This window comes from Solibacillus sp. FSL W7-1472 (assembly GCF_037969775.1).
Taxonomy (GTDB): Bacteria; Bacillota; Bacilli; order Bacillales_A; family Planococcaceae; genus Solibacillus; species Solibacillus silvestris.
The window spans coordinates 1,292,788-1,312,388 of sequence record NZ_CP150208.1 but is presented as its reverse complement, the minus strand read 5'-3'; the positions used below and the strand labels follow the sequence as shown (position 1 = coordinate 1,312,388).

The following is a 19,601-nucleotide window of genomic DNA, read 5'->3' as shown; positions in this document are numbered from 1 at the left end:
ATTCACCCCTTATGTAGTTTGACGAGCAATTTTTTGAGCAATCAAATTCCCATGAAAGCGACCATTTTCTATAAAGATTTCATTTGCATTATTTCCTGCAGCGATGACACCGGCAATAAATAAATTTTGTACATTTGTTTCCATTGTTTCGGGATCGAATGTCGGTCTTCCTGTTTGTTCATCAATTTCGACGCCCATTTCACGGATGAAGCGGTGGTCAGGATGATAACCGGTCATTGCAAATACGATATCATTATCAATTGTTTCTTTTTGGCCGGCTATTTCGACAATGACTTTGTTTTCTCTAATTTCTTTCACTTCTGTATTAAAGTGCATCGTAATTTCTCCTTCTCGGACAAGACCTATAAATTCCGGCAATACCCATGGCTTAATGCTGGCAGAATAATCATTGCCCCGATAGATTACCGTCACATGTGCACCTGCTTTATTGAGTTCCAATGCCGCATCAATTGCAGAGTTTTTCCCGCCGATTACTAACACATTCAAATCAAAAAACGGGTGTCCTTCTTTAAAATAATGATGAACTTTCGGCAAACTTTCTCCAGGTATATGCAAATAATTTGGATGATCGTAATAGCCTGTTGCAATGACTACATACGGTGTTTCATAGCTGTCTTTGTCTGTCTTGACATTGAATATACCATCCACCTTTTTAACACTTTCCACTTTTTCAAAACGGTTCACAAGAAGTTTTTTTGCCTTCACCACTTCACGATAATAGACAAGCGCCTGATTGCGTTTTGGTTTTCGTTGTTCAATAATAAACGGTACATCACCGATAGCCAGTTTTTCACTCGTACTAAAAAAAGTTTGATGTGTCGGATAATTGTATATCGCATTGACAATATTACCTTTTTCGATAATGACTGGGGTCAATCCGATATTTTGTAGTTCAATCGCTGCAGATAATCCACAAGGACCTCCACCAACAATGATCGCTTCTACCTTTTGCATACTAACATCTCCTTATTCCAATTCCTATAGATCGCTATTTACTATTCCAATTCCCCTTGTTCAAATTTAATTGTAATAAGATGACTTTCCGGTTTAGCACAGAGGCGCAACGGGACAAGAGTCGTACCATACCCATTGCTGACAAGTTCATAGCGGTTTTTGATTTTCTTAAAATATCCGTGTGGCTGCAATCCAAATTTCCCAAGGCGGATTTGCCCTCCATGTAAATGTGCTCCAATACTGAGCAGTGGCTGAAACTGCTTATGTACTTTGCCGAACAACTCCGGGTTATGTGCAATGAAAACGGTATTCTTTTCTTCACATTGCTCAATTGCACGCTGGATATTTTGTTCTCCCGGACGATATGAGACCGCGCTGACTAACACATCATTTTTACTTTCCAGCTTGACTGTCCCATTCTCTATAATACGAATATGATGGTCTGCAAGTAGCTGTCGCAGCTTTTGTTCGCCGAATTCGATATCATTATTTCCCCATATAAAATAGGTAGGGCCCAGTTTTTTGAGCGTACGGATATTGTGAAGTACCGTTTCTTCAGAAGTCCGGCGATCGACAAAATCTCCTCCTATAAGGACAGCCTGTATCTTTTGATCAATCGAATCAATCATTGCCTCATTAATTTTGCGCGCATGTGTATCCGATATGAAAAAAAGGTTGATTGTTTCACTGTCGCCTGTTGCCTTCACTTCGTGTGAGCGGATATTGTTTTCATGCCCTTCTTTATACATATAGAGAAGCACTAAAATACATGCGATTCCAATAATACTTATTATGACCATACACGGTCCTCCAATTCAAAAAAGACTAATTATACAATAGCCTTCTTTAACGTTTTGATAACCATTAATTTAGCATAGTCTTTATAAAGTTTGCTAAAATAATAAATTTCCTTCATAAAGAAAAAGACGAGAGCCGGAACGGTTCGTCTTTTTACTAGTCGTTATACAAGATAGAAAAAATTATGGAACAATTACTAAAACCTGCCCCGTTGCAATACTGTCGGATGATAAATTGTTGGCAGCTTTTATTTTATTAACATATTCAGGACTACCATTGCCGTAGTACTTTAATGCAATACGGTATAAATTGTCAGTCGATTGTACAGTATGTGTTTTTTGCTGTGCTTTAGCCGCTTCCTGAGCCGCTTTTTTCTTCGCTTCCTGCTCTTTAGCTTTAGCTGCTGCTACTTTCTGTGCTTCTTCCGCCTTTTTTATTTCCTCTGCTTCTTTTGCCGCTTTTTCTTTTGCGATTCGTGCTTCCGCTTTTTTCGCTTCTTCAGCAGCTAATTTTTCTTTTTCCGCTTTCGCCTCATCCACTTCGGCTGTATTGTCATCCTTTTTTTCTTCTTTTTCTTCGTCATCGTTAGTAGCAGATGGCTGTGTTTTCGGATCCTGCTTTTGAATCTCCACTACTAAGTCATCCTTCTTATCCGCATTTACGTTTTCACTTGCAGATGTGTTCGGTTCATAGATCAACCACACATAAGCTAAAATAACTAAAGGAATAAAAATTAAGACAACTGTTAAAACCGTCATCATTGGGTTTGTTTGTTTTTTTCCGCTTTTCTTTCGATGTCGGCTAACACGTGACATTTTTGTACCTGACTCGTTATGTAGGTCAATCTCTTGACGATGCTCCTCTACCTTTTCCCGGTAATCTTCTTTTGTCATGGCCTGCACCCCTCCAACTACTAAAAATTATAACTTTATTATGACCAATTTCTACATAAAAGTAAACGGTTCGATAGTAGATTAAGAGTTTATTAACAATATTTTCTTGAGGCGATGTTGCCAATTTGTCATTTTAATCATAGTTTTTGAAATATCTCTCTCTTCCACAAGTTCAGAAATTTCAATTCCGCAGTTGGAACAACAATATTCCTGCTGCTTTGTTAATTGTTGACCAAAGTGTTGAACTACTTGCTTACGCATACAATCCGAATGTTTAATAAGCTTTAATACGAGCTGAACTTCTTCATATTTCTTTATCTGTAAATTCATCATCCGGCTCTTTACTTCCTCAGCTGATTCACGTGCCAGCCAATAACTTAATACACGGAAAACCACTTCTGACATTTCACCATTTGCAAGCAATGACTGCGGCTGTTCCCCAGTGGCTATCACTTCAGTAAATCGGTCTACATGTATATTTTTCGGCAAATCTTCTGACGCAATAAACTTTGCAAATTGCTCATCTCCCTCACAATATAACAAAAAGGCAACTGCTTTCTTGCCATCTCGACCCGCCCGGCCAATTTCCTGCATATAGTTCGACAACGTTGCAGGCATTGTTTCATGAATGACTTGACGGACGTTCTCTTTATGGACACCCATACCAAATGCATTTGTCGCAACAATCCATTCAAGATGTCCCGCTAAAAATTGTTGCTGTATAAACTGACGGTCCTGTGCTTCCTTACCGGCATGATAAGCGGCCGCTGAAATATTTTGCTGTAAAAGCTGTAAACTGATTGCTTCTGCTTTTGAGCGGGATTGTGTATAAATGATGCCTGGACCGGCTGTATTTTTCACATGTTCAATAATCCATTCAATCTTTTCTTCACGCTCTGAAAATAACTTTTTTACTAAATGAATATTTTCCCTGTTTACAGCGTGTACGTAGTGAAAAGGTGATTTCATTTTCAGATAGGATTGGATATCTTCTAATACGGTATCTGTTGCTGTGGCAGATAACGCGAGTATAGGGGGACGGTTCGTTTCCGATAATATTTCGCCAATCCGTAAATAGTCCGGACGAAAATCAAAACCCCACTGTGAAATACAATGTGCTTCATCTGCAACAATCAACGAAAGTTCCATCTCCTGAACCCGCGCCTTCACTTGAGGCTGCAATAGCATTTCGGGAGAAGCGAAAATAAACCGGTACTCGTCCAAAAAGTGAAGTGCATATCTTTTCTGGTCCACCGTTAGAAATGAATTTAATGCAACAACCCGTTTTTCCCCCATTTGCTTTAGCTGATCGACCTGGTCTTGCATGAGCGATAAAAGCGGCGACACAATAAGTACCGGTTTTTCAAATAAATAGCCCGGCAGTTGGTAACATAGAGACTTCCCCATGCCGGTCGGTAAAATGGCAACAACATCTTTGCCATCCATAATATTTCTTATAATCTCTTCTTGCCCTGGCCGGAATGCATCATATCCGAAATATTGCTTTAAGGCACTTTGTAATTTCATGTAGGGGACGCTCCTTTCGCCAACGTTAGCCGCAATTGAAAATAGCTGAGTTGCGGTAGTAATTCCTTTAATGTTTTTAATCGTTTCGTATCGTAATTTTCGACTGCATCCAAAATTTGTTTCTGTTCTTCATTTGTTACAAATGGTTCGATTGAAAAGTTCGGTTCATTCATCGCAAGCTCGACAATATGATCTTCAATCGTACTCATTTTCAATCGTCGAATATGACTGATTTCTTCCAATGTTCTACCCGCTCTGTATAACTGGGCGGTTGAGTTGGTCGAAGCAGTCAATACTACTTCCACTCGTATATTTTGCATGATTTCATTTAATAGTGGGTATTGTGATTTTTCACGGTACAACTCATTTAACCAAGTATGCAATGCACTTATATAATGCAGCTGAACATCCATTTCCTGCATGTTATAGCCAAAAGCAAGTTGTTGCCACGTAAATCCGGGTTCATTATAGCCTGTCAGTCGATACATGAGTATATCTTTCATATTTTCTTCTATTGCGCTTTTGGACAAACTCGCCGTCATTTCGCTGTAAACCGCCTGTTGCAGCATGCCGTTCTGATAGTGGTGGCGTACTAAAAACTGGCGTACCCATTGCTGTGTCTGTTCGTTCTTTTCGATCGGTATAAATGCCTTTTTATGATGCTGCTGGTGTGACAGGCTTTGGATAATAAGCGCAAGTCTGCCGAAAAACACATGTTCATTGCCACGGTAATGCCAGCCATCAAAAGAAAGAGACAGCGGTTGTACCGCAAGTTGTTTTCCTTGTTCAGTCATTGTATAAAAACCGTTTTCTTCTATTATAATAATACTCTTGGCAAACATGAGATCAATTTGCTCATCAAATTTATGACGGGCTAGTTTTGGGAGCAGCCCAAAGTAGGAATATAAATTAAAGAGCCCTACATCATGAATTGTCTGACCCGACCGCTTACCCTTCAGTAGATGATAGGCGGCGGAAACAGTACGTTCCTGTTGAAAAGTATGTAAAATTTTTAAAAGAATTTGTTGGATTAGCATATCAAATCCCCCATTTTAGTAGTATTAGGTTGAAAAGTACTGAAAACAGCATTAGAATAAGTAAGAGCTTTATGGAAACGAACGGATAAAGGAGAGGTAACAATGCCAAAATATACTATCGTAGATAAAGATACTTGTATCGCTTGTGGCGCTTGTGGCGCTGCTGCACCAGATATTTATGATTATGATGATGAAGGAATCGCTTTCGTTATTTTAGATGATAACATGGGTACTGCTGAAGTTCCAGAAGATCTACTAGAAGATATGCAAGATGCATTTGAAGGCTGTCCAACAGATTCTATTAAAGTTGCAGATGAAACATTCGACGGCGACTCGCTAAAATTCGAATAGTTTATAAACGAAACGATTCTTTTTCAAGGATCGTTTTTTATTTTGCCCTATTTTTCTCATTGCGCATCTAGAATTGAGATGTTATAGTTAATATTAGTAGTAGGTACTAATATTAACTAACTATTTTAGGGGTGTCATTATGGATTTATTACAATTAAAAGGGAAAAATATTGTCGTAATGGGTGTTGCCAATGAGCGCAGTATTGCTTGGGGCATCGCAAAGCGATTATTTGATGTTGGAGCAAATGTAATTTTCACATATCGGAAAGAACGTTCAAAAGGAAAAATCGAAAAGCTTTTAACAAATTACGAAGATCATAATGCAACAGTTATTGAGTGTGACGTAAACAGCGACGAAAGCATTGAAAAAGCATTCAATCAAATTGGTGAGCAATTTAAAGTAATTCATGGCATTATCCACTCTGTAGCCTTCGCACATGCCGAAGACCTGCACAACCGATTCGTCGAAACAACTCGTGATGGCTATGCCTTTGCACAAGATACAAGTGCTTATTCGCTGATTGCTGTAACAAAAGCTGCAAAACCTTATATGACAGAAGGCGGCTCTATCGTAACGATGTCTTATTTAGGTGCACAGCGTGTGCTTGATGGCTACAATGTAATGGGCGTTGCTAAAGCAGCACTCGAAGCATCGATGCGCTATTTGGCAGCGGATGTTGGTGCAGAAAATATTCGTGTAAATGCGATTTCAGCTGGTGCTATCCGGACATTGGCAGCAAAAGGTGTGCCAAGTTTCAATCAGATCCTGCACAAAATCGAAGAAACATCTCCGTTAAAACGCAACACAAACCAGGAAGAAGTTGCTGACATGACGATCGTGATGTTAAGCCATCTATCCCGCGGTGTGACTGGCGAAACGATTTATATCGATAGCGGTTATAATATTATGGGTTAGTCCTGAGCGAATTCACTACCTCCCTTGTGAATTCGCTTTTTTCTATGGTAAAATATTGGAAAATAAAGGTTTGGGAGGTTTTTTCCAATGAAAAAGTATATTTCCGCATTGTTAATGGGTACTGTTTTAATAATAAGTTTCTCGTTTTCGACAATGGAAGTAGAAGGAGCTGCAAAAGTAAAAGCAGTCGCTTATAAAAATTGCACAGAATTAAACAAAGTTTACAAAGGCGGCGTATCAAAAGACGCAAAAACAACGAACAAAGGCGGAAAAACAAAATATAAACCATTCGTATCAGCCGAACTTTATAAATTAAACGAGAAAAGTGACCGCGATAATGACGGCATTGCTTGCGAAAAATAGGAGTTGTGAAATAGATGAAAATTCTCGCTCACCGTGGTTACAGTGCCAAATATCCGGAAAATACGATGATCGCTTTTCTGGAAGCCGCAAAGTTGAATATTTGGGGAGTTGAATTTGATGTCCATTTAACAAAGGACAACCAGTTAGTCGTCATTCATGATGAATCAATCAACCGGACTTCAACGGGGAAAGGCTTTGTGAAAGATATGACGCTGGAGGAATTGCGAACATTCGATTATGGCTTATGGTTTGCTCCGGAATTTGCGGGTCAAAAAATACCTACATTGGCGGAAGTACTGACAGTTTTCAAAGCGACCCCTTTCCAGATCAATATTGAGATTAAGTCAGACATTTTTGAATATCCAGGCATTGAAGCGCTCATTGCAAATGAAATACATGCCTTTGATTTAGTAGATCGGGTCATTATTTCTTCCTTTAATCATGAAAGCATTGCACGCTTCCAGCAAATCATGCCTAATGTGAAAACCGCATTGCTATTTGCTTCGCTTATTATGAACTTAGAGGAATATATAAAGAAGTTCAATACTGATGCTATACATATCCCCTATTATTACGGGATGCGATCCATTGTTCAGCAAGCCGTTAAGAACGGGATAATCGTCCGAGCTTATACAGTAAATGATGGCGCAATAGCCCGGCAAATGGAATCACTCGGCATCGATGCTGTTTTTTCTGACGTAGTAAACCTATAAAATAACTAAAACCTGTTTCAGAGAAATTCTTCTGAAAACAGGTTTTTATGTAAATATTTAGATTATTATTAGAAAAACGCTTTCAAAGAGCTAAAAATCGTGAAGTTCATTTTATCGTCAAACTTTAAAAGTTTTACTCGTTTTCACTCCCATCTCCTTTGAAGTCAGACGTCTGTTTACTGTATATTTATAGTAACAACTAACGATTCGGAGATGAAATTATGAATACGGAAATTCTGTCATTTGTAGAAAAAATGGAAGCAGCTTTACTTAATGATTTAGTCACAACAGACTCTTCTGACTTATATGAAATTGCAGTTGAAATGATTGCTCAGCATAAAGATTCTTATAAAAATATTTGCCAAGCGTATGAAGTAGTTAAGCATAACTTAGTGGGCTAGACTATTTTAAAGTTAATACACGGTACATACTCTTTTGTACCCTAAAATAAAAATAAGCCTTCCGCAATTTAGTGGAAGGCTTATTTTTATTTTTCTATGTACTCTATAATGTCTGAGTTAAGACTTAATTTCATTAATTTTTATTTCTTTTGTTTTGTGTAGATTTACTATTTGACCGGTGCCCTTAACTTTAAATTCAATAAATGTGGCATAGTTCTGAATTTACATTTTGAAAGGTATTCTCGAAAAATTCGGCAAGAAGGCTTTTTTAATTGAAGTAAACATGGATAGATCATTTTAATTTGGGAATACTCTCTTTTAATAGTAGTTATTAATGACACTTTTAAAGGAGAGAGTTTAATGAAAGTATTTAAAGGAATTCTTACAATGCCATTATTATTGGGATTATTGTATGCCTGTAACAATGAAGATGCAAATGTAGATAAGGATAAAGAAGTTACAGGAAATAATAGTGTGGTTGATGAAACAACGAATAATAATGCTACAAATAATACAGAAAATGAAGAAGATGAACGGACTGGAATAAAAGTTGCAGATGTAAATTATACTTTTACTGATTTTGATTTAGACGTAGAATATGCAGACCATAAATCATACGATGTTGAATATGAAAACGATGGAAACAATATTTATGCTGAACTAGATGATGATCTTAATGGTGTTAAATATAATGGCGATAAAGCCTACGACAATTTTGCCGATGCATTAAAACAACTTACATTTGATAAAAATACCAGTGATGAGGATGTTCGTAAAGAAGTTCTAAAGGCATTTGCTCTAGATGAGAATTATCAGTCATTTGAACTTGAAGTAAAATTCCAAAACGGTGAAGAAAAACATTATCATCATAATAAATAATTGTACTAAGAAGGCTATACTATAGAACTCTTCACTATTAAGCATAAAATCGAAATTGCATGGTGCAATTTCGATTTTTTGTGAACTGAAATTAGTTATGTCCTCGCCACTTCAATGTCCCTTTTACTGAAATTCTTAATTACCTCTTTTCAGAAGCCAATGCCTCCAATTTCCCTCTAAAACAAATGGTTAATCATTTATTCTTTATCAATTGGAGAATGAATATGATTCTCATATGTATCAATATACATATTTCCATTACCGGATAATACTGCGTATAATACATTACTTTGAACCAAGTTACGTTGCTTTAATTCAGAATGCAACCATTGTTCGGTTAAGTTATTCTGATCTAAATTCTGTTTCATTACTTCTCCATCCATAATTAGTTCAATTGGTAAATTAAATTCAGGGGTTATCGGTATCATTAAATCTTGTTTATTGACATTTCTAAATTGAGGCTTTTTTAATACTGTTAATGTCCCATTTGTCTCTATAATTGCAAATAATACTTCTTCGATATTAAAGACATCCTTTTCTCTTAATTGTTGATTTAAATAATCTAACGTATAGCGCATCTTATTCATATTCTTCTCAAGTATTTTTCCGTTTTCAATAACTATTGTAGGATCACCAGCTAAGAACTTTCTGCCTTTTTTACTTTTTAGAGAAATGAGAGCAATCATAAATATTATAAAGACATAAATGACAAATGCTAAGATAGTATGAGAAACCTTTAAAGATGTATTAAAGGCTAAGTTCGCCGATATAGCTCCTAAAGAAATTGTTGCAACAAAATCAAACATGGTCATTTGGGAAATCGTTTGTTTACCTAGTATTCGTGTCCCTACTAGTAACAGTCCGAAAGAAGTAAACGACCTCAAAATTATCTCAAAATGTTCAAGCATTTTATACCTCATTTAACTTTTTAATATAGGTTTTACCATCCCCTTTTTTTCTAAACCTTTATTTTTTGGAAAGGTTCTTATTTGCTCGGTTAAGATGTTTTTTATCAAATGTTCTATTTTCTCACTAGTTACGTTACCTAGTTCGTTTCATTTCCATATCATATTCTAATAATGTAAGGCTAGCCTTACAAATTCAGATAAGAAAAGGGTGTTACAAATGGGTTGTAATTGTAGCAAATGTACAAGTGAATTAAGTTCTAACAATAATAAGAATCGTTGTAAAGGTTGTATCTGTGACCTATTAAGAGAATTAAGAAAAGGGACAGAAGTTGACGTTTTCTTATCAGGCGGACAAATATTAGAAGATGTCGTTTTTAAAAGATTTGACAACAATAACTGCTGTGCAATATTTATTGATCCAATAACTGAACGCGGTTCAACACTTATCGTAGACTGTCAAAAAATTGATGCGATACGAATTGAAGCAGACTAAGTAAACAAGAGGCCACTTTCTTTTAGAAAGTGGCTTTTCTTCTGAATTCGATTTTCTTAACATTCTGTTTCAACTACTAAAGCTAATGAACCACGAAAAGGCATATGGCTGACAATCCGTCATACTTCAATTACTACGCGGGTAATGTAAAAACCTCGGAATTTCCATAACCCTCCCCCATCAACTCTCGCCATTTTATCGTCAAAGTCGTATTTATCATTCTAACTTGCCGTTAAATTCCCGGTGAAATAAGATAAATTGTAAATCCTTACTACTTATAGATACGATAAATAGCAGTTCCAATTTCATCTGCAAAATTTTAAATAAAAATATACAAAAAAAGAGGAATCCTAATGTAAGGATCCCTCTTTTATGATTACATCATTAAAATTAAAGTTTTACGATGTTTGTAGCTTGTGGTCCACGTTGACCGTCTTCTACTGAAAACTCAACTTTTTGACCTTCTTCAAGAGTTTTGAAACCGTCGCCTTGAATAGCTGAGAAGTGAGCGAATACGTCAGAACCGCCTTCAACTTCGATGAAACCGAAACCTTTTTCTGAGTTAAACCATTTTACTGTACCTTGTGTCATTTAAATGACCTCCAATTAATTAAATTTAATAAGATCGCAATTCTTCCAAAAGAAAAAAATTCACATATTACAAAAAGTACCAACTAAACCACGAATACTTTTTGTAATAGGTGAATTTAATGTCTTGTAACTATCTCATTGACCTTAGTATATAGCAAAAAATTGCATTTGTCTACTATTAAAAACAACTTTATCTGCTTCTGCCTTTCTTACAATAGATGACCTGGATTTCCATTAATAATTCTCAATTACTAACTAATGATTATTTACTTACTTTTTGTAAGCATTTTATTTGCAATTATATTTTCGCGTTGGTTAATATAGGAGATGTATTACATAGAACTAGGAGGATTTTTTTCATGGTATTACAAGCAAAAGAATTTCGAACTGCGGAGCACGACATTTCTGAAGTATTTTTAAATCGTTGGTCACCGCGCGCCTACGCAGACACACCTGTTGCAGAAGATGTATTAAACCGTTTATTTGAAGCAGCTCGTTGGGCTCCTTCAGCAGGCAATAACCAACCTTGGCGTTTTATCGTAGCGAAAACAGAAGAGGATTTAGCAAAATTCCACCCTGTATTAATGGAAGGTAACTTAGTATGGGCAAAACGTGCACCCGTTTTAGTATTAGTCGTTTCAGACAATACAAAAGGTTCACATGAGTTTGATTCAGGTACAGCATGGGGCTTCCTGTCACTTCAGGCAGCTAAAGAAGGATTAATCACTCATCCAATGAGCGGTATTTATAAAGATGTGGCAAAAGAAGCGTTTAACATTCCGGATACGTTTGATGTGCATTTAGCAATTGCTATTGGTTACAAAGGCGATAAAGAAATGCTCTCTCCTGAATTACAGGCACGTGAGACACCGTCAGGCCGACGCCCATTAAATGAAATTGTATTTGAGGGTTCGTTTAAATAAGTAATAAAATGTATTGAAGTAACCGCATGAAGGAAGTACTCTTTCGTGCGGTTTTCTGTTGTCTTCATTTTGAAAGTATCGCATTTAAATTTTCAAGAGCGGCTTTTTGAGCATTTCCAGCAGCATTTCATATTCTTTATCCCCGATTGTATCTCTTACCATCTTTTCTATTTCCAGCTCCATCTTTTTGCTTTCATTAAAAATAATGATTCCCTTTTCGGTCAAATGAGCCATCTTTTGAACTTTCGACCCTTTTATTAATTCGGTCGTAATTAATTCCTTTTCTTGTAAGGAAGTCACAAATTTATGAACCCCTTGCTTTGAAATGTCCAATTGTTTAACTAATTCAGGTACTGTTACATAGCCCTCATATATGTTTTTCAGTACAAACCATTCCGAACTCGTTATATGAAGGTCATTATTTTCATTCCACATCATTTCAGCCATTTGGCGCAAATGTTTATGTTGGCGATACAATAATTCTATAAAGTCAATCATGGCTTTTTCCCTTCTTTCTATCAACATAATTCTTAAATATTCTCAAGCATCATACTAAAGGAAAAATATTAATTCAAGTTCACGATACTAATAGGACATTTAAGTCAACTTAGTTGACTTAAATGCAAAATTACTTTAAAATTAAATTTATAACTTTTTCCGGAGGCGTATATATGTATAAAATTGGTGACTTAACGTTTTATAAATCCCATGGTATTTGCCAGATTGAGGGCATTGTAGAACAAAACTTCACAGGAGAACCTATGCTTTACTATGTTATGCAATCAAAAATTAGACCGGGAGTAACACTATATCATCCAGTTGAAAGTAAAAACTCACAACTTGAAAAAATATTGAGCTATGATGAAGCAGTTCAAATTATGGATTGTTTCTCAAATGAACCAAGCGAATGGAATGACCGCAGCACAAACCGTCAAAGAAATCACGCAGAAATTTTAAGTGCGAACAATCATCTAGAAGCTGCCCAGTTAATGAATACTCTCCTAAGAAAAGATTTAGAATTACAAAAAGACGAGAAAAAAATAACATCCCAAGATTCACAAATTTTACAACAACTCTCAACGATTATATTAGATGTCCTGGAAATCGCGCTTAAAAAGCCAAAAGATACGATTGAAAAGGAAATTTACAAAAGAGTTCAAGGACCTACTACCTGATTGTCAAAATCAGCTTTCCTTATTAACGAGTTGAAGTAAATTCCGTTTACTTCAACAATACTCGTTACGGATTGATTTACCACTTTATACATAAAAAACACATTCAACTAAGGCGATTGCTATTTTAATGCAAGCGTCTTATTTTCAATTCACTTTTTATTCATTAGGTGAATTTTTTCGATTATTTGTTCACTTCCTTTGTTATCCAAAAACAGGTGCTGCAATCATATTTTTTTCATTTATAAATGAATTAAAACACTTTTAATGCTCATACTACCGTTGTATGAAATTCACCTAATTTTGAAAGGAAGTGTAATGATGGGAATATTAACGGGTAACCCAAAAGACGAACCGTTACATTATGGAGAAGTTTTTAACATTTGGACAAGTTTGGCTGCAGGTTACAGTATGATTGCAGGGTATCAGACTTTTTATAATCATGCCGGTGACCAGGACTTGAAAAAAATAATTGAAGACTTTATCCAATTTGCAAGAGATGAAGTTAAGCAATTAGAAAAAATTCTTAAATTAAATGGAGTTGGACTTCCTCCTGCACCACCGGAACGTCCTGAAGCACGAATCGAAAATATCCCGCCAGGAGCAAGATTCAATGATCCTGAAATTAGTGCCGCATTATCTGTAGATGTCGCTGCCGGTTTAGTTGCTTGCAGTCAGGCTATGGGTATGACAATGCGAGAAGATATCGGAATGATGTATGGTCAATTCCATACAGCAAAGGCACAGCTTGGGGCAAAGTTATTACGCTTAAACAAAGCAAAAGGCTGGCTAATCCCACCACCATTGCATCTGCACCATCCGTTGCATTAATGAAAGAAAGTAATTAGTGCACAATATATTCTACTCGAATAGATATTTTTTTACTAAATATTATATTGCACTGTGATACAGATCCCCATTCACCATACAATCATTAACGCCATTTCTTATTAAAGAAATGGCGTTTTGCTTTTAAGTAGCAGGCTCTTAATAACCATAAGTTATATCAGAATAAAAAATAAGTATTTTTAATGATATAGAAATGCGTGTATATTTTACTTGTGCAAAAGATTAATTTTGCAGCACAAATAATCGAATTTAAATTATGATTTTTCTAATTCAGGACTTTTACTTAGTCTACTACTGGATTTTACAGCCTCCAACTATAAAATTCAGAACCATCAAATTTCTTGGAAGAAATTTGGACGAATTATAGTTTATTAAGTTCTGCTCAACGAATGACTACTAAACTATTACAATACATTGTTCGACAAAACAATCAACTCCCCCCTAATATTTAAATGTCCCCGTCTATGTTCAATAGGCGGGGAATTCGTCTTTTATCGTGTTATTTATGTGTATTCTCGAAATAATCATAGCAATGCTGGATAAATGCTTTAGAAATGGCTGTAGCATAAGTATATTTATGTTTTAATAATCCAATCGTTCGAGTAAATTCCCCATTTTCAATGCGAACATGCTTGATTTTATCATCATACATATTCATCGACGTTTCAGGTGTAAAGGCAGCTCCACGACCATTTTTTACAAGCTGTAATATTGTCGTTGCTTCTTCTACTTCCACTTGGTATTCAGGTGTATAACCGTTCTCCTGGCAAAAATTATCCGTCAGTTGACGGAAACGGTATTCAGCAGTCAGACCAATGAATGGTAAAGAACGCAATTCGGAAAGATGAACCGACGCCAATTTAGCTTCCGGGTATGTCGAAGGTACCGTTAAAAATATTTCTTCGTTGAACAATGGAAGCCACTCTACATTCGGATGGTTCAACTTCTCCGTTGTGATGCACAAATCAAACTTTCCATATTCAATAAATTGTTCAAGATTATCCTTCGATAAAGGTACTTGCTTGTATTTTATGGTTGGATAGAAATTCAAAAACTCATTCAATATATTCGTGAATGTATAAGGTAACGTTGTAACAATGGACAGTTCCCCATTCCCCTGCTCACGAAATTCACGTAGACCTCTCTCCAGATCCAGTATTTCAGCAAAAATCCGCTCCGCTCGTTTAAATAAAAACTCACCATTTGAATTTAGTGTAATACGTTTGCCGTTTCGGTAAAAAAGATCCATCTCCAATTCTTCTTCCAGCTGGGCAATTGCCTTACTTAATGCCGGTTGTGAAATCAAAAGTTCTTTTGCAGCATGCGACATATTTTGCACTTTGGCTGTTTCATAAAAATAGCGCAGTTTTACTAAATCCATTCAAATCACCTCCTCTTAATAACTTTAAGTTATATCAAAATAAAAAATAAGTATTTTTAATTATATATGTCCTAAGTTTAAGATATAAATTGCGCACAAGCAATTATTAAAAATTGATTTAAGGAGAGATCTACTATGCGTTTACAAAATAAAGTTGCCATTATTACAGGAGCAGCCTCCGGAATGGGTCAAGGCGAAGCAATTCGGTTTGCAAAAGAAGGTGCAAAAGTCGTTGTTGCAGACTTAAACTTTGAGGGTGCACAAACAGTTGCAGAAGAAATTAAAGCAGCTGGTGGCGAAGCAATCGCTGTATCAGTAAATGTCATGAAAACAGAGGATATTTTAAACTGTATCAAAGTGACGGAAGAAACTTTCGGTCCAGTTGATGTGCTAGTTAACAATGCCGGTGTATTCGACAAATATCAAAAATCGCTTGAAACTACATTAGATCAATGGAAATTTTTAATTGATATTAATTTAACAAGCATGTTCGAATTCTGTAACGCTGTATTACCAAGCATGATCGAGCGTCAAACTGGCGCAATCGTAAACATTTGTTCTGTTGCCGGTTTAGTTGCAGGTAAAGGTGGAGCAGCATACACAGCTTCTAAACACGGTGCAATTGGTTATACAAAACATTTATCTAGCGAATACGCTCGCTACGGGATTAAAATCAACGCAATTTGCCCGGGTACAATTGAAACGCCTTTAGTAAAAGACGTTTTAGCTGGTCTTTCTAAAGAAGCTGTACCGACACGTACATTCGGTCAAGTTGAAGAAGTAGCAGACTTAGCTGTATTTTTAGCATCTGATGAAGCGAAATTCATGAGCGGTACTGCGGTAACAATTGATGGCGGTTTCACAATTCAATAAATTATTTTGCATAAATTATGAGGAGAAGCATTCATCTGCTTCTCCGATATAAAAAAGGAGATAACATGGAAAAACAAGGGAAAATGCACTATGCCTGGTGGATCATGATCGCAAGTGCTGCAATTTATGCGGCAAGTGTCGGTATTATCGTAAGCTGTGCTGGTCTATTATATCGCGCTGTAGCACAAGATTTCGGTGTTGGTGTTTCTGATATTAGTTTGTATACTTCAATTATGTATTTAACAGTAACAATTTTCTTACCGTTTGCAGGGAAGTTTTTAAATAAATTCGATGTTCGTTATATTTTAACAATAGCTGGTATTATAAATGCACTCGCATTCGGATTAATGGGCTTCTATACATCTGCCTGGAATTTCTACATCTCAGGTGTTGCACTTGGTATCGGTAGTACATTCCTGATTTATGGTACGATTCCATTACTAATCAACAATTGGTTTAAAGCAAAAGCCGGTACAGCATTAGGTTTTGCGATGGCCTTCATGGGTATTGGTGGTGCGATTTTCGCTCAAATCACTGGTGCGTTAATCGAATCAATCGGCTGGCGTCCAACATACATGATTTTAGGTGTATGTATCGCCCTATTAATTTTGCCATTTACATTATTCGTTATTCGTTCAAAACCAGAAGATATGAATAAACAGCCTTATGGAGCTGAAGAAACAACAAATAAAGTTGCTGTACAAGCACAACCTGAAACTGGGGTAATGAAAAACGTTGCCATCAAAACAATTCCATTCTATTTAATTTTAGGATTTACAGGTTTATTTGGTTTAGCATCTACAGTTGGCTTCCACGTACCAAACTTTATCCAATCAGTTGGTTTCTCTGCTGCAATGGCCGCTACAGGTGTTACATGTGTAACGATCGGTCAAACAGGCGGGAAGTTTCTGATCGGTGCGGTTAACGATAAATTTGGCGTTAAATTAGCATTGTTGACTGGTATCGGCAGTGGTATTTTAGGTACGATTGCGCTACTGTTCTCTGATTCATTCGGCATCGCTATGGTGTATTTAGGTGCATTATTATTCGGTATCGGTTTCTCAGGGTCTACCCTTTTACCTCCAATGGTTATTCGTGAAGTATTTGGCGGTAGAGACTATGCATCCATTTATACTACAATCATGTCTGCTTCTACATTAGGTGTTGCAGTCGGTACTACTTTATTCAGTTATATTTTCGATACAACTGGTTCTTACTACATCGTATTTATTACGGTAATTACGTTATTTGTAGTTGTTATTTCTTCAAGTATCTTCTCATTGAACTGGAAGAAAAAATTAAATGTTTAAAAAGTAAAATTTCTACTCTTTAATAACTTACAAGCATACCATTCAAACTTGTGTTCGTTATAAATAAAGCCTTCGTCAAAATTGATTGACGAAGGCTTTTTATTATACAACTTCATGATAGTAAAGCGCATATAAATCATTCAATGTCACTTTGCCAAATGCAAAATCCATTACATTGTTATCCACCAAAAATTCAGTTAGCTCGCTTAACAGCATCGGTTCCGAACTAGGAAGATGCAGCAGTGTCATATCTGTAACGAGTGTTTGCTGCTCAATTAGCGGATATTTCTCCTTTAGCAGCGCTTTAACGGATTCCTCCATATTTTTTACCCGTACTGTTTTAATTTTCGCCTGGCTGAACCCTTCAATAATTTCATTCGTATCGACCAATTTGCCTCCATTGAACAGGAAAATCCGGTCGGCGTACTTTTCCAGATTATCGAGCAAGTGCGAAGCAATAATGATCATTTTCCCCTCGGCCTTTTTCTTCATTAAAATCTTAGAAATGATTTCAATATTATTCGGGTCGAGCCCGTTCATTACTTCGTCCATCATCATAATGTCTGTATTTGCTACAATTTGCATTGCAAAACAAAGACGCTGACGCATACCGAGTGAATAAGTACCCGTTTTTTTATTTACATAATGGCCCATATTCAGCGCTTCAATTGTTTCGTCGATCATTTTCGGATCGGACTTCCACATCGTTGCGAACATTTTTAAATGGGCACGACCGCTTAAATGGTTATATAAATCACTTTGATCCGGCATCATCGACACAAACTCGTGAATTTTCACCTCGTTTGATTTACTCGAATAGCTAAGATTACCGTTAAACGATACTTTCCCGCTTGTTGGCGGCAAATAGTTCATTATGACATTCATCAAAGTGGATTTTCCGGTTCCGTTTGGTGCAACTAGCCCGATCATCTCGCCCTGTCCAAACTTGATTGAAATATCGTTGAGTACTTTCTTTTCAGCAAATTGAACGGTAATATTTTCAATAGCAATCATTCGTTGTCCCCCCCTTTATTTTATAAGCTTAAAACGTTTATTAAATGAAATGAGCAGCGTAATGACCAATAGGACAACTGCGCATATTGACAATAACAGCAGGCCGTATTGATAATCTACATTCTCACTTCCTAAATAATAGTTCTGATAACTAGACACAACTTTTCCGACATGGATATACGTTGTAGGAACTTTTTCCACTCCCCAAAAATACCCGATACCGCGGCTTAGATAAAACTTTTCGCCAAAAATGACTAATAGTCCGGCCGCCAAGTTCACCATTTCTTGGCGGAACAGTACACTGCTTAAAATAACTACATTGATAATGACAATGAACCATACAAGCAGTAATGATAAAGACCGACCCAAAAACATACCTAATGTCATCATATTAGCTAAACTCTCATTCCCCCATTGCAAGAAATTAAAAGCATACTCGGGTGATGGCAGTTTAAGATGGCCGAAACCTGATTGAGCCCCGATTATCATAAAACCAATAAGTAAAGGAACAAATAATGTAATACTGCCGATAAAAGCAACACATATTTTTACGAGCAGCTTCTTCCAGTCGGCAATCGGAAAACCTTTTAACAGCGACGGGTGACGACGATCCTTCGTCACAATATCGATCGCCAGTAATAAGGTACAAATAATTAATATTAAAGGAAGCGGGCCTTTCAGAAGTCGCTCAAACGTCTGCAATGCCGTACGTTGTTCAAAAACACCAATCGACAACTCGTAATTCGCCTCATCAAAAGCACCGTACCGGTAATGTTGATCCATCGCATTTAAAGCACCTTCAACATTTGCAAATTCCCTGTCTGCCACATAATATCGGTCATTATAGAAAAGTTGTTCATTATAAAAAGTCAAATAGTTCATTTGAACATACCAGGCGCTTGTTACTTCCGCATACTTTTTCAGATCATTTGCATCAAGGGCATCCATTCTTGCCTTATCCAGCGGGTTGATATCAGCAAAATCATAATATGCTTTAACTGATGTCGGATGTACTTCCCATAAATCCCTCTTACTTAAATCATCAATAAATTCCTGACGCGTTAAATAGCGGGCTTCAATTTCCTCCCGATCGACCTTTTCAATCGGATCATAGGCAGGTGCGATTTTAAATGCATAAAATATCGCAGCAAATGCCAGTAGAAAATAGATCGCCAAGTTTTTCTTATTCGTAAAAAACTGTTTCAGTTCAAATTTAAAATATCCGTACATTTCT

At 36.5% G+C, this 19,601-nt stretch carries 23 protein-coding genes; 12 read left to right on the top strand and 11 right to left on the bottom strand.

Annotated features, from left to right (window positions below):
* Positions 1-9: 9 nt before the first annotated feature.
* From MKY07_RS06360 to MKY07_RS06340, 5 genes are all read right to left on the bottom strand, one after another.
* Entirely contained in the window at positions 10-975 is a 966-nt protein-coding gene (locus MKY07_RS06360; RefSeq protein ID WP_339264130.1) for a YpdA family putative bacillithiol disulfide reductase, read from the bottom strand.
* A gap of 41 nt (positions 976-1,016) precedes the next feature.
* The gene (locus tag MKY07_RS06355; RefSeq protein ID WP_339264129.1) at positions 1,017-1,775 is read right to left on the bottom strand and encodes a metallophosphoesterase family protein; all 759 of its coding nucleotides are present in this window, start codon (positions 1,773-1,775) and stop codon (positions 1,017-1,019) included.
* A 180-nt stretch (positions 1,776-1,955) separates the two neighbouring features.
* On the bottom strand, positions 1,956-2,666 hold the full coding sequence (locus MKY07_RS06350; RefSeq protein WP_339264128.1) for a LysM peptidoglycan-binding domain-containing protein: 711 nt from the start codon (positions 2,664-2,666) through the stop codon (positions 1,956-1,958).
* Positions 2,667-2,747: 81 nt separating this feature from the next.
* Positions 2,748-4,193 carry a RecQ family ATP-dependent DNA helicase gene (locus MKY07_RS06345; protein ID WP_339264127.1) on the bottom strand — a complete coding sequence of 482 codons (1,446 nt, stop codon included), beginning with the start codon at positions 4,191-4,193 and terminating at the stop codon, positions 2,748-2,750.
* The gene (locus MKY07_RS06340; RefSeq protein ID WP_339264126.1) at positions 4,190-5,230 is read right to left on the bottom strand and encodes a helix-turn-helix domain-containing protein; all 1,041 of its coding nucleotides are present in this window, start codon (positions 5,228-5,230) and stop codon (positions 4,190-4,192) included. Before MKY07_RS06340 ends, MKY07_RS06345 begins: the two co-directional genes overlap by 4 nt.
* A gap of 102 nt (positions 5,231-5,332) precedes the next feature.
* Between MKY07_RS06340 and MKY07_RS06335 the strand changes: the two genes are divergently transcribed.
* From MKY07_RS06335 to MKY07_RS06310, 6 genes are all read left to right on the top strand, one after another.
* Positions 5,333-5,581: a ferredoxin gene (locus MKY07_RS06335; RefSeq protein WP_008404945.1), complete on the top strand. Its 249-nt coding sequence runs from the start codon at positions 5,333-5,335 to the stop codon at positions 5,579-5,581.
* Positions 5,582-5,717: 136 nt separating this feature from the next.
* Positions 5,718-6,497: an SDR family oxidoreductase gene (locus tag MKY07_RS06330; protein WP_269454591.1), complete on the top strand. Its 780-nt coding sequence runs from the start codon at positions 5,718-5,720 to the stop codon at positions 6,495-6,497.
* 87 nt (positions 6,498-6,584) lie between these two features.
* Positions 6,585-6,860: an excalibur calcium-binding domain-containing protein gene (locus MKY07_RS06325; RefSeq protein ID WP_065216968.1), complete on the top strand. Its 276-nt coding sequence runs from the start codon at positions 6,585-6,587 to the stop codon at positions 6,858-6,860.
* Between the two features lie 14 nt (positions 6,861-6,874).
* A complete protein-coding gene (locus tag MKY07_RS06320) occupies positions 6,875-7,573 on the top strand; it encodes a glycerophosphodiester phosphodiesterase (protein ID WP_339264125.1) in 699 nt (232 codons plus the stop codon).
* Between the two features lie 221 nt (positions 7,574-7,794).
* Positions 7,795-7,974 (top strand): hypothetical protein, encoded by a 180-nt coding sequence (locus tag MKY07_RS06315; protein WP_008404951.1) that lies wholly within the window; start codon positions 7,795-7,797, stop codon positions 7,972-7,974.
* Positions 7,975-8,334: 360 nt separating this feature from the next.
* Positions 8,335-8,853, top strand: a complete 519-nt coding sequence (locus MKY07_RS06310) for a YusW family protein (RefSeq protein ID WP_014824325.1) — start codon at positions 8,335-8,337, stop codon at positions 8,851-8,853.
* A 197-nt stretch (positions 8,854-9,050) separates the two neighbouring features.
* Here the strand turns inward: MKY07_RS06310 and MKY07_RS06305 are convergent, their stop codons facing one another.
* On the bottom strand, positions 9,051-9,761 hold the full coding sequence (locus tag MKY07_RS06305) for a DUF421 domain-containing protein (protein WP_339264124.1): 711 nt from the start codon (positions 9,759-9,761) through the stop codon (positions 9,051-9,053).
* Positions 9,762-9,978: 217 nt separating this feature from the next.
* On the opposite strand from MKY07_RS06305, the gene MKY07_RS06300 reads away from it, so the two are divergent.
* Positions 9,979-10,254, top strand: a complete 276-nt coding sequence (locus MKY07_RS06300) for a hypothetical protein (protein ID WP_014824327.1) — start codon at positions 9,979-9,981, stop codon at positions 10,252-10,254.
* A gap of 390 nt (positions 10,255-10,644) precedes the next feature.
* On the opposite strand, the gene MKY07_RS06295 is transcribed toward MKY07_RS06300, so the two are convergent.
* A complete protein-coding gene (locus MKY07_RS06295) occupies positions 10,645-10,845 on the bottom strand; it encodes a cold-shock protein (protein ID WP_008404960.1) in 201 nt (66 codons plus the stop codon).
* Between the two features lie 359 nt (positions 10,846-11,204).
* On the opposite strand from MKY07_RS06295, the gene MKY07_RS06290 reads away from it, so the two are divergent.
* The gene (locus MKY07_RS06290) at positions 11,205-11,768 is read left to right on the top strand and encodes a nitroreductase family protein (RefSeq protein ID WP_008404962.1); all 564 of its coding nucleotides are present in this window, start codon (positions 11,205-11,207) and stop codon (positions 11,766-11,768) included.
* Between the two features lie 84 nt (positions 11,769-11,852).
* Here the strand turns inward: MKY07_RS06290 and MKY07_RS06285 are convergent, their stop codons facing one another.
* Positions 11,853-12,266: a MarR family winged helix-turn-helix transcriptional regulator gene (locus MKY07_RS06285; RefSeq protein WP_008404964.1), complete on the bottom strand. Its 414-nt coding sequence runs from the start codon at positions 12,264-12,266 to the stop codon at positions 11,853-11,855.
* Between the two features lie 173 nt (positions 12,267-12,439).
* Here MKY07_RS06285 and MKY07_RS06280 point away from each other — a divergent pair, with 173 nt between their 5' ends.
* Together MKY07_RS06280 and MKY07_RS06275 are read left to right on the top strand one after the other, a co-directional pair.
* The gene (locus MKY07_RS06280) at positions 12,440-12,943 is read left to right on the top strand and encodes a CarD family transcriptional regulator (protein ID WP_008404966.1); all 504 of its coding nucleotides are present in this window, start codon (positions 12,440-12,442) and stop codon (positions 12,941-12,943) included.
* Between the two features lie 318 nt (positions 12,944-13,261).
* The gene (locus MKY07_RS06275) at positions 13,262-13,771 is read left to right on the top strand and encodes a DUF3231 family protein (RefSeq protein WP_008404968.1); all 510 of its coding nucleotides are present in this window, start codon (positions 13,262-13,264) and stop codon (positions 13,769-13,771) included.
* 517 nt (positions 13,772-14,288) lie between these two features.
* Here MKY07_RS06275 and MKY07_RS06270 read toward each other — a convergent pair.
* Positions 14,289-15,170: a LysR family transcriptional regulator gene (locus MKY07_RS06270; RefSeq protein ID WP_339264123.1), complete on the bottom strand. Its 882-nt coding sequence runs from the start codon at positions 15,168-15,170 to the stop codon at positions 14,289-14,291.
* Between the two features lie 135 nt (positions 15,171-15,305).
* On the opposite strand from MKY07_RS06270, the gene MKY07_RS06265 reads away from it, so the two are divergent.
* Both MKY07_RS06265 and MKY07_RS06260 read left to right on the top strand, forming a co-directional pair.
* Complete coding sequence (locus MKY07_RS06265) at positions 15,306-16,043, top strand: SDR family NAD(P)-dependent oxidoreductase (protein ID WP_339264122.1); 738 nt, start codon at positions 15,306-15,308, stop codon at positions 16,041-16,043.
* A 65-nt stretch (positions 16,044-16,108) separates the two neighbouring features.
* Complete coding sequence (locus MKY07_RS06260; RefSeq protein WP_339264121.1) at positions 16,109-17,353, top strand: MFS transporter; 1,245 nt, start codon at positions 16,109-16,111, stop codon at positions 17,351-17,353.
* Between the two features lie 102 nt (positions 17,354-17,455).
* Here MKY07_RS06260 and MKY07_RS06255 read toward each other — a convergent pair whose 3' ends face one another.
* Entirely contained in the window at positions 17,456-18,367 is a 912-nt protein-coding gene (locus MKY07_RS06255) for an ABC transporter ATP-binding protein (RefSeq protein ID WP_339264120.1), read from the bottom strand.
* Between the two features lie 15 nt (positions 18,368-18,382).
* Positions 18,383-19,597 (bottom strand): ABC transporter permease, encoded by a 1,215-nt coding sequence (locus tag MKY07_RS06250; protein ID WP_339264119.1) that lies wholly within the window; start codon positions 19,595-19,597, stop codon positions 18,383-18,385.
* Between the last annotated feature and the right edge of the window lie 4 nt (positions 19,598-19,601).

Coding starts and splice junctions, on each gene's coding strand:
- MKY07_RS06255 (WP_339264120.1), bottom strand. CDS start 18,367: ATGATTGCTATTGAAAATATTACCGTTCAATTTGCTGAAAAGAAAGTA.
- MKY07_RS06280 (WP_008404966.1), top strand. CDS start 12,440: ATGTATAAAATTGGTGACTTAACGTTTTATAAATCCCATGGTATTTGC.
- MKY07_RS06270 (WP_339264123.1), bottom strand. CDS start 15,170: ATGGATTTAGTAAAACTGCGCTATTTTTATGAAACAGCCAAAGTGCAA.
- MKY07_RS06250 (WP_339264119.1), bottom strand. CDS start 19,597: ATGTACGGATATTTTAAATTTGAACTGAAACAGTTTTTTACGAATAAG.
- MKY07_RS06360 (WP_339264130.1), bottom strand. CDS start 975: ATGCAAAAGGTAGAAGCGATCATTGTTGGTGGAGGTCCTTGTGGATTA.
- MKY07_RS06300 (WP_014824327.1), top strand. CDS start 9,979: ATGGGTTGTAATTGTAGCAAATGTACAAGTGAATTAAGTTCTAACAAT.
- MKY07_RS06345 (WP_339264127.1), bottom strand. CDS start 4,193: ATGAAATTACAAAGTGCCTTAAAGCAATATTTCGGATATGATGCATTC.
- MKY07_RS06320 (WP_339264125.1), top strand. CDS start 6,875: ATGAAAATTCTCGCTCACCGTGGTTACAGTGCCAAATATCCGGAAAAT.
- MKY07_RS06310 (WP_014824325.1), top strand. CDS start 8,335: ATGAAAGTATTTAAAGGAATTCTTACAATGCCATTATTATTGGGATTA.
- MKY07_RS06285 (WP_008404964.1), bottom strand. CDS start 12,266: ATGATTGACTTTATAGAATTATTGTATCGCCAACATAAACATTTGCGC.
- MKY07_RS06325 (WP_065216968.1), top strand. CDS start 6,585: ATGAAAAAGTATATTTCCGCATTGTTAATGGGTACTGTTTTAATAATA.
- MKY07_RS06260 (WP_339264121.1), top strand. CDS start 16,109: ATGGAAAAACAAGGGAAAATGCACTATGCCTGGTGGATCATGATCGCA.
- MKY07_RS06340 (WP_339264126.1), bottom strand. CDS start 5,230: ATGCTAATCCAACAAATTCTTTTAAAAATTTTACATACTTTTCAACAG.
- MKY07_RS06290 (WP_008404962.1), top strand. CDS start 11,205: ATGGTATTACAAGCAAAAGAATTTCGAACTGCGGAGCACGACATTTCT.
- MKY07_RS06355 (WP_339264129.1), bottom strand. CDS start 1,775: ATGGTCATAATAAGTATTATTGGAATCGCATGTATTTTAGTGCTTCTC.
- MKY07_RS06305 (WP_339264124.1), bottom strand. CDS start 9,761: ATGCTTGAACATTTTGAGATAATTTTGAGGTCGTTTACTTCTTTCGGA.
- MKY07_RS06350 (WP_339264128.1), bottom strand. CDS start 2,666: ATGACAAAAGAAGATTACCGGGAAAAGGTAGAGGAGCATCGTCAAGAG.
- MKY07_RS06295 (WP_008404960.1), bottom strand. CDS start 10,845: ATGACACAAGGTACAGTAAAATGGTTTAACTCAGAAAAAGGTTTCGGT.
- MKY07_RS06335 (WP_008404945.1), top strand. CDS start 5,333: ATGCCAAAATATACTATCGTAGATAAAGATACTTGTATCGCTTGTGGC.
- MKY07_RS06275 (WP_008404968.1), top strand. CDS start 13,262: ATGGGAATATTAACGGGTAACCCAAAAGACGAACCGTTACATTATGGA.
- MKY07_RS06315 (WP_008404951.1), top strand. CDS start 7,795: ATGAATACGGAAATTCTGTCATTTGTAGAAAAAATGGAAGCAGCTTTA.
- MKY07_RS06265 (WP_339264122.1), top strand. CDS start 15,306: ATGCGTTTACAAAATAAAGTTGCCATTATTACAGGAGCAGCCTCCGGA.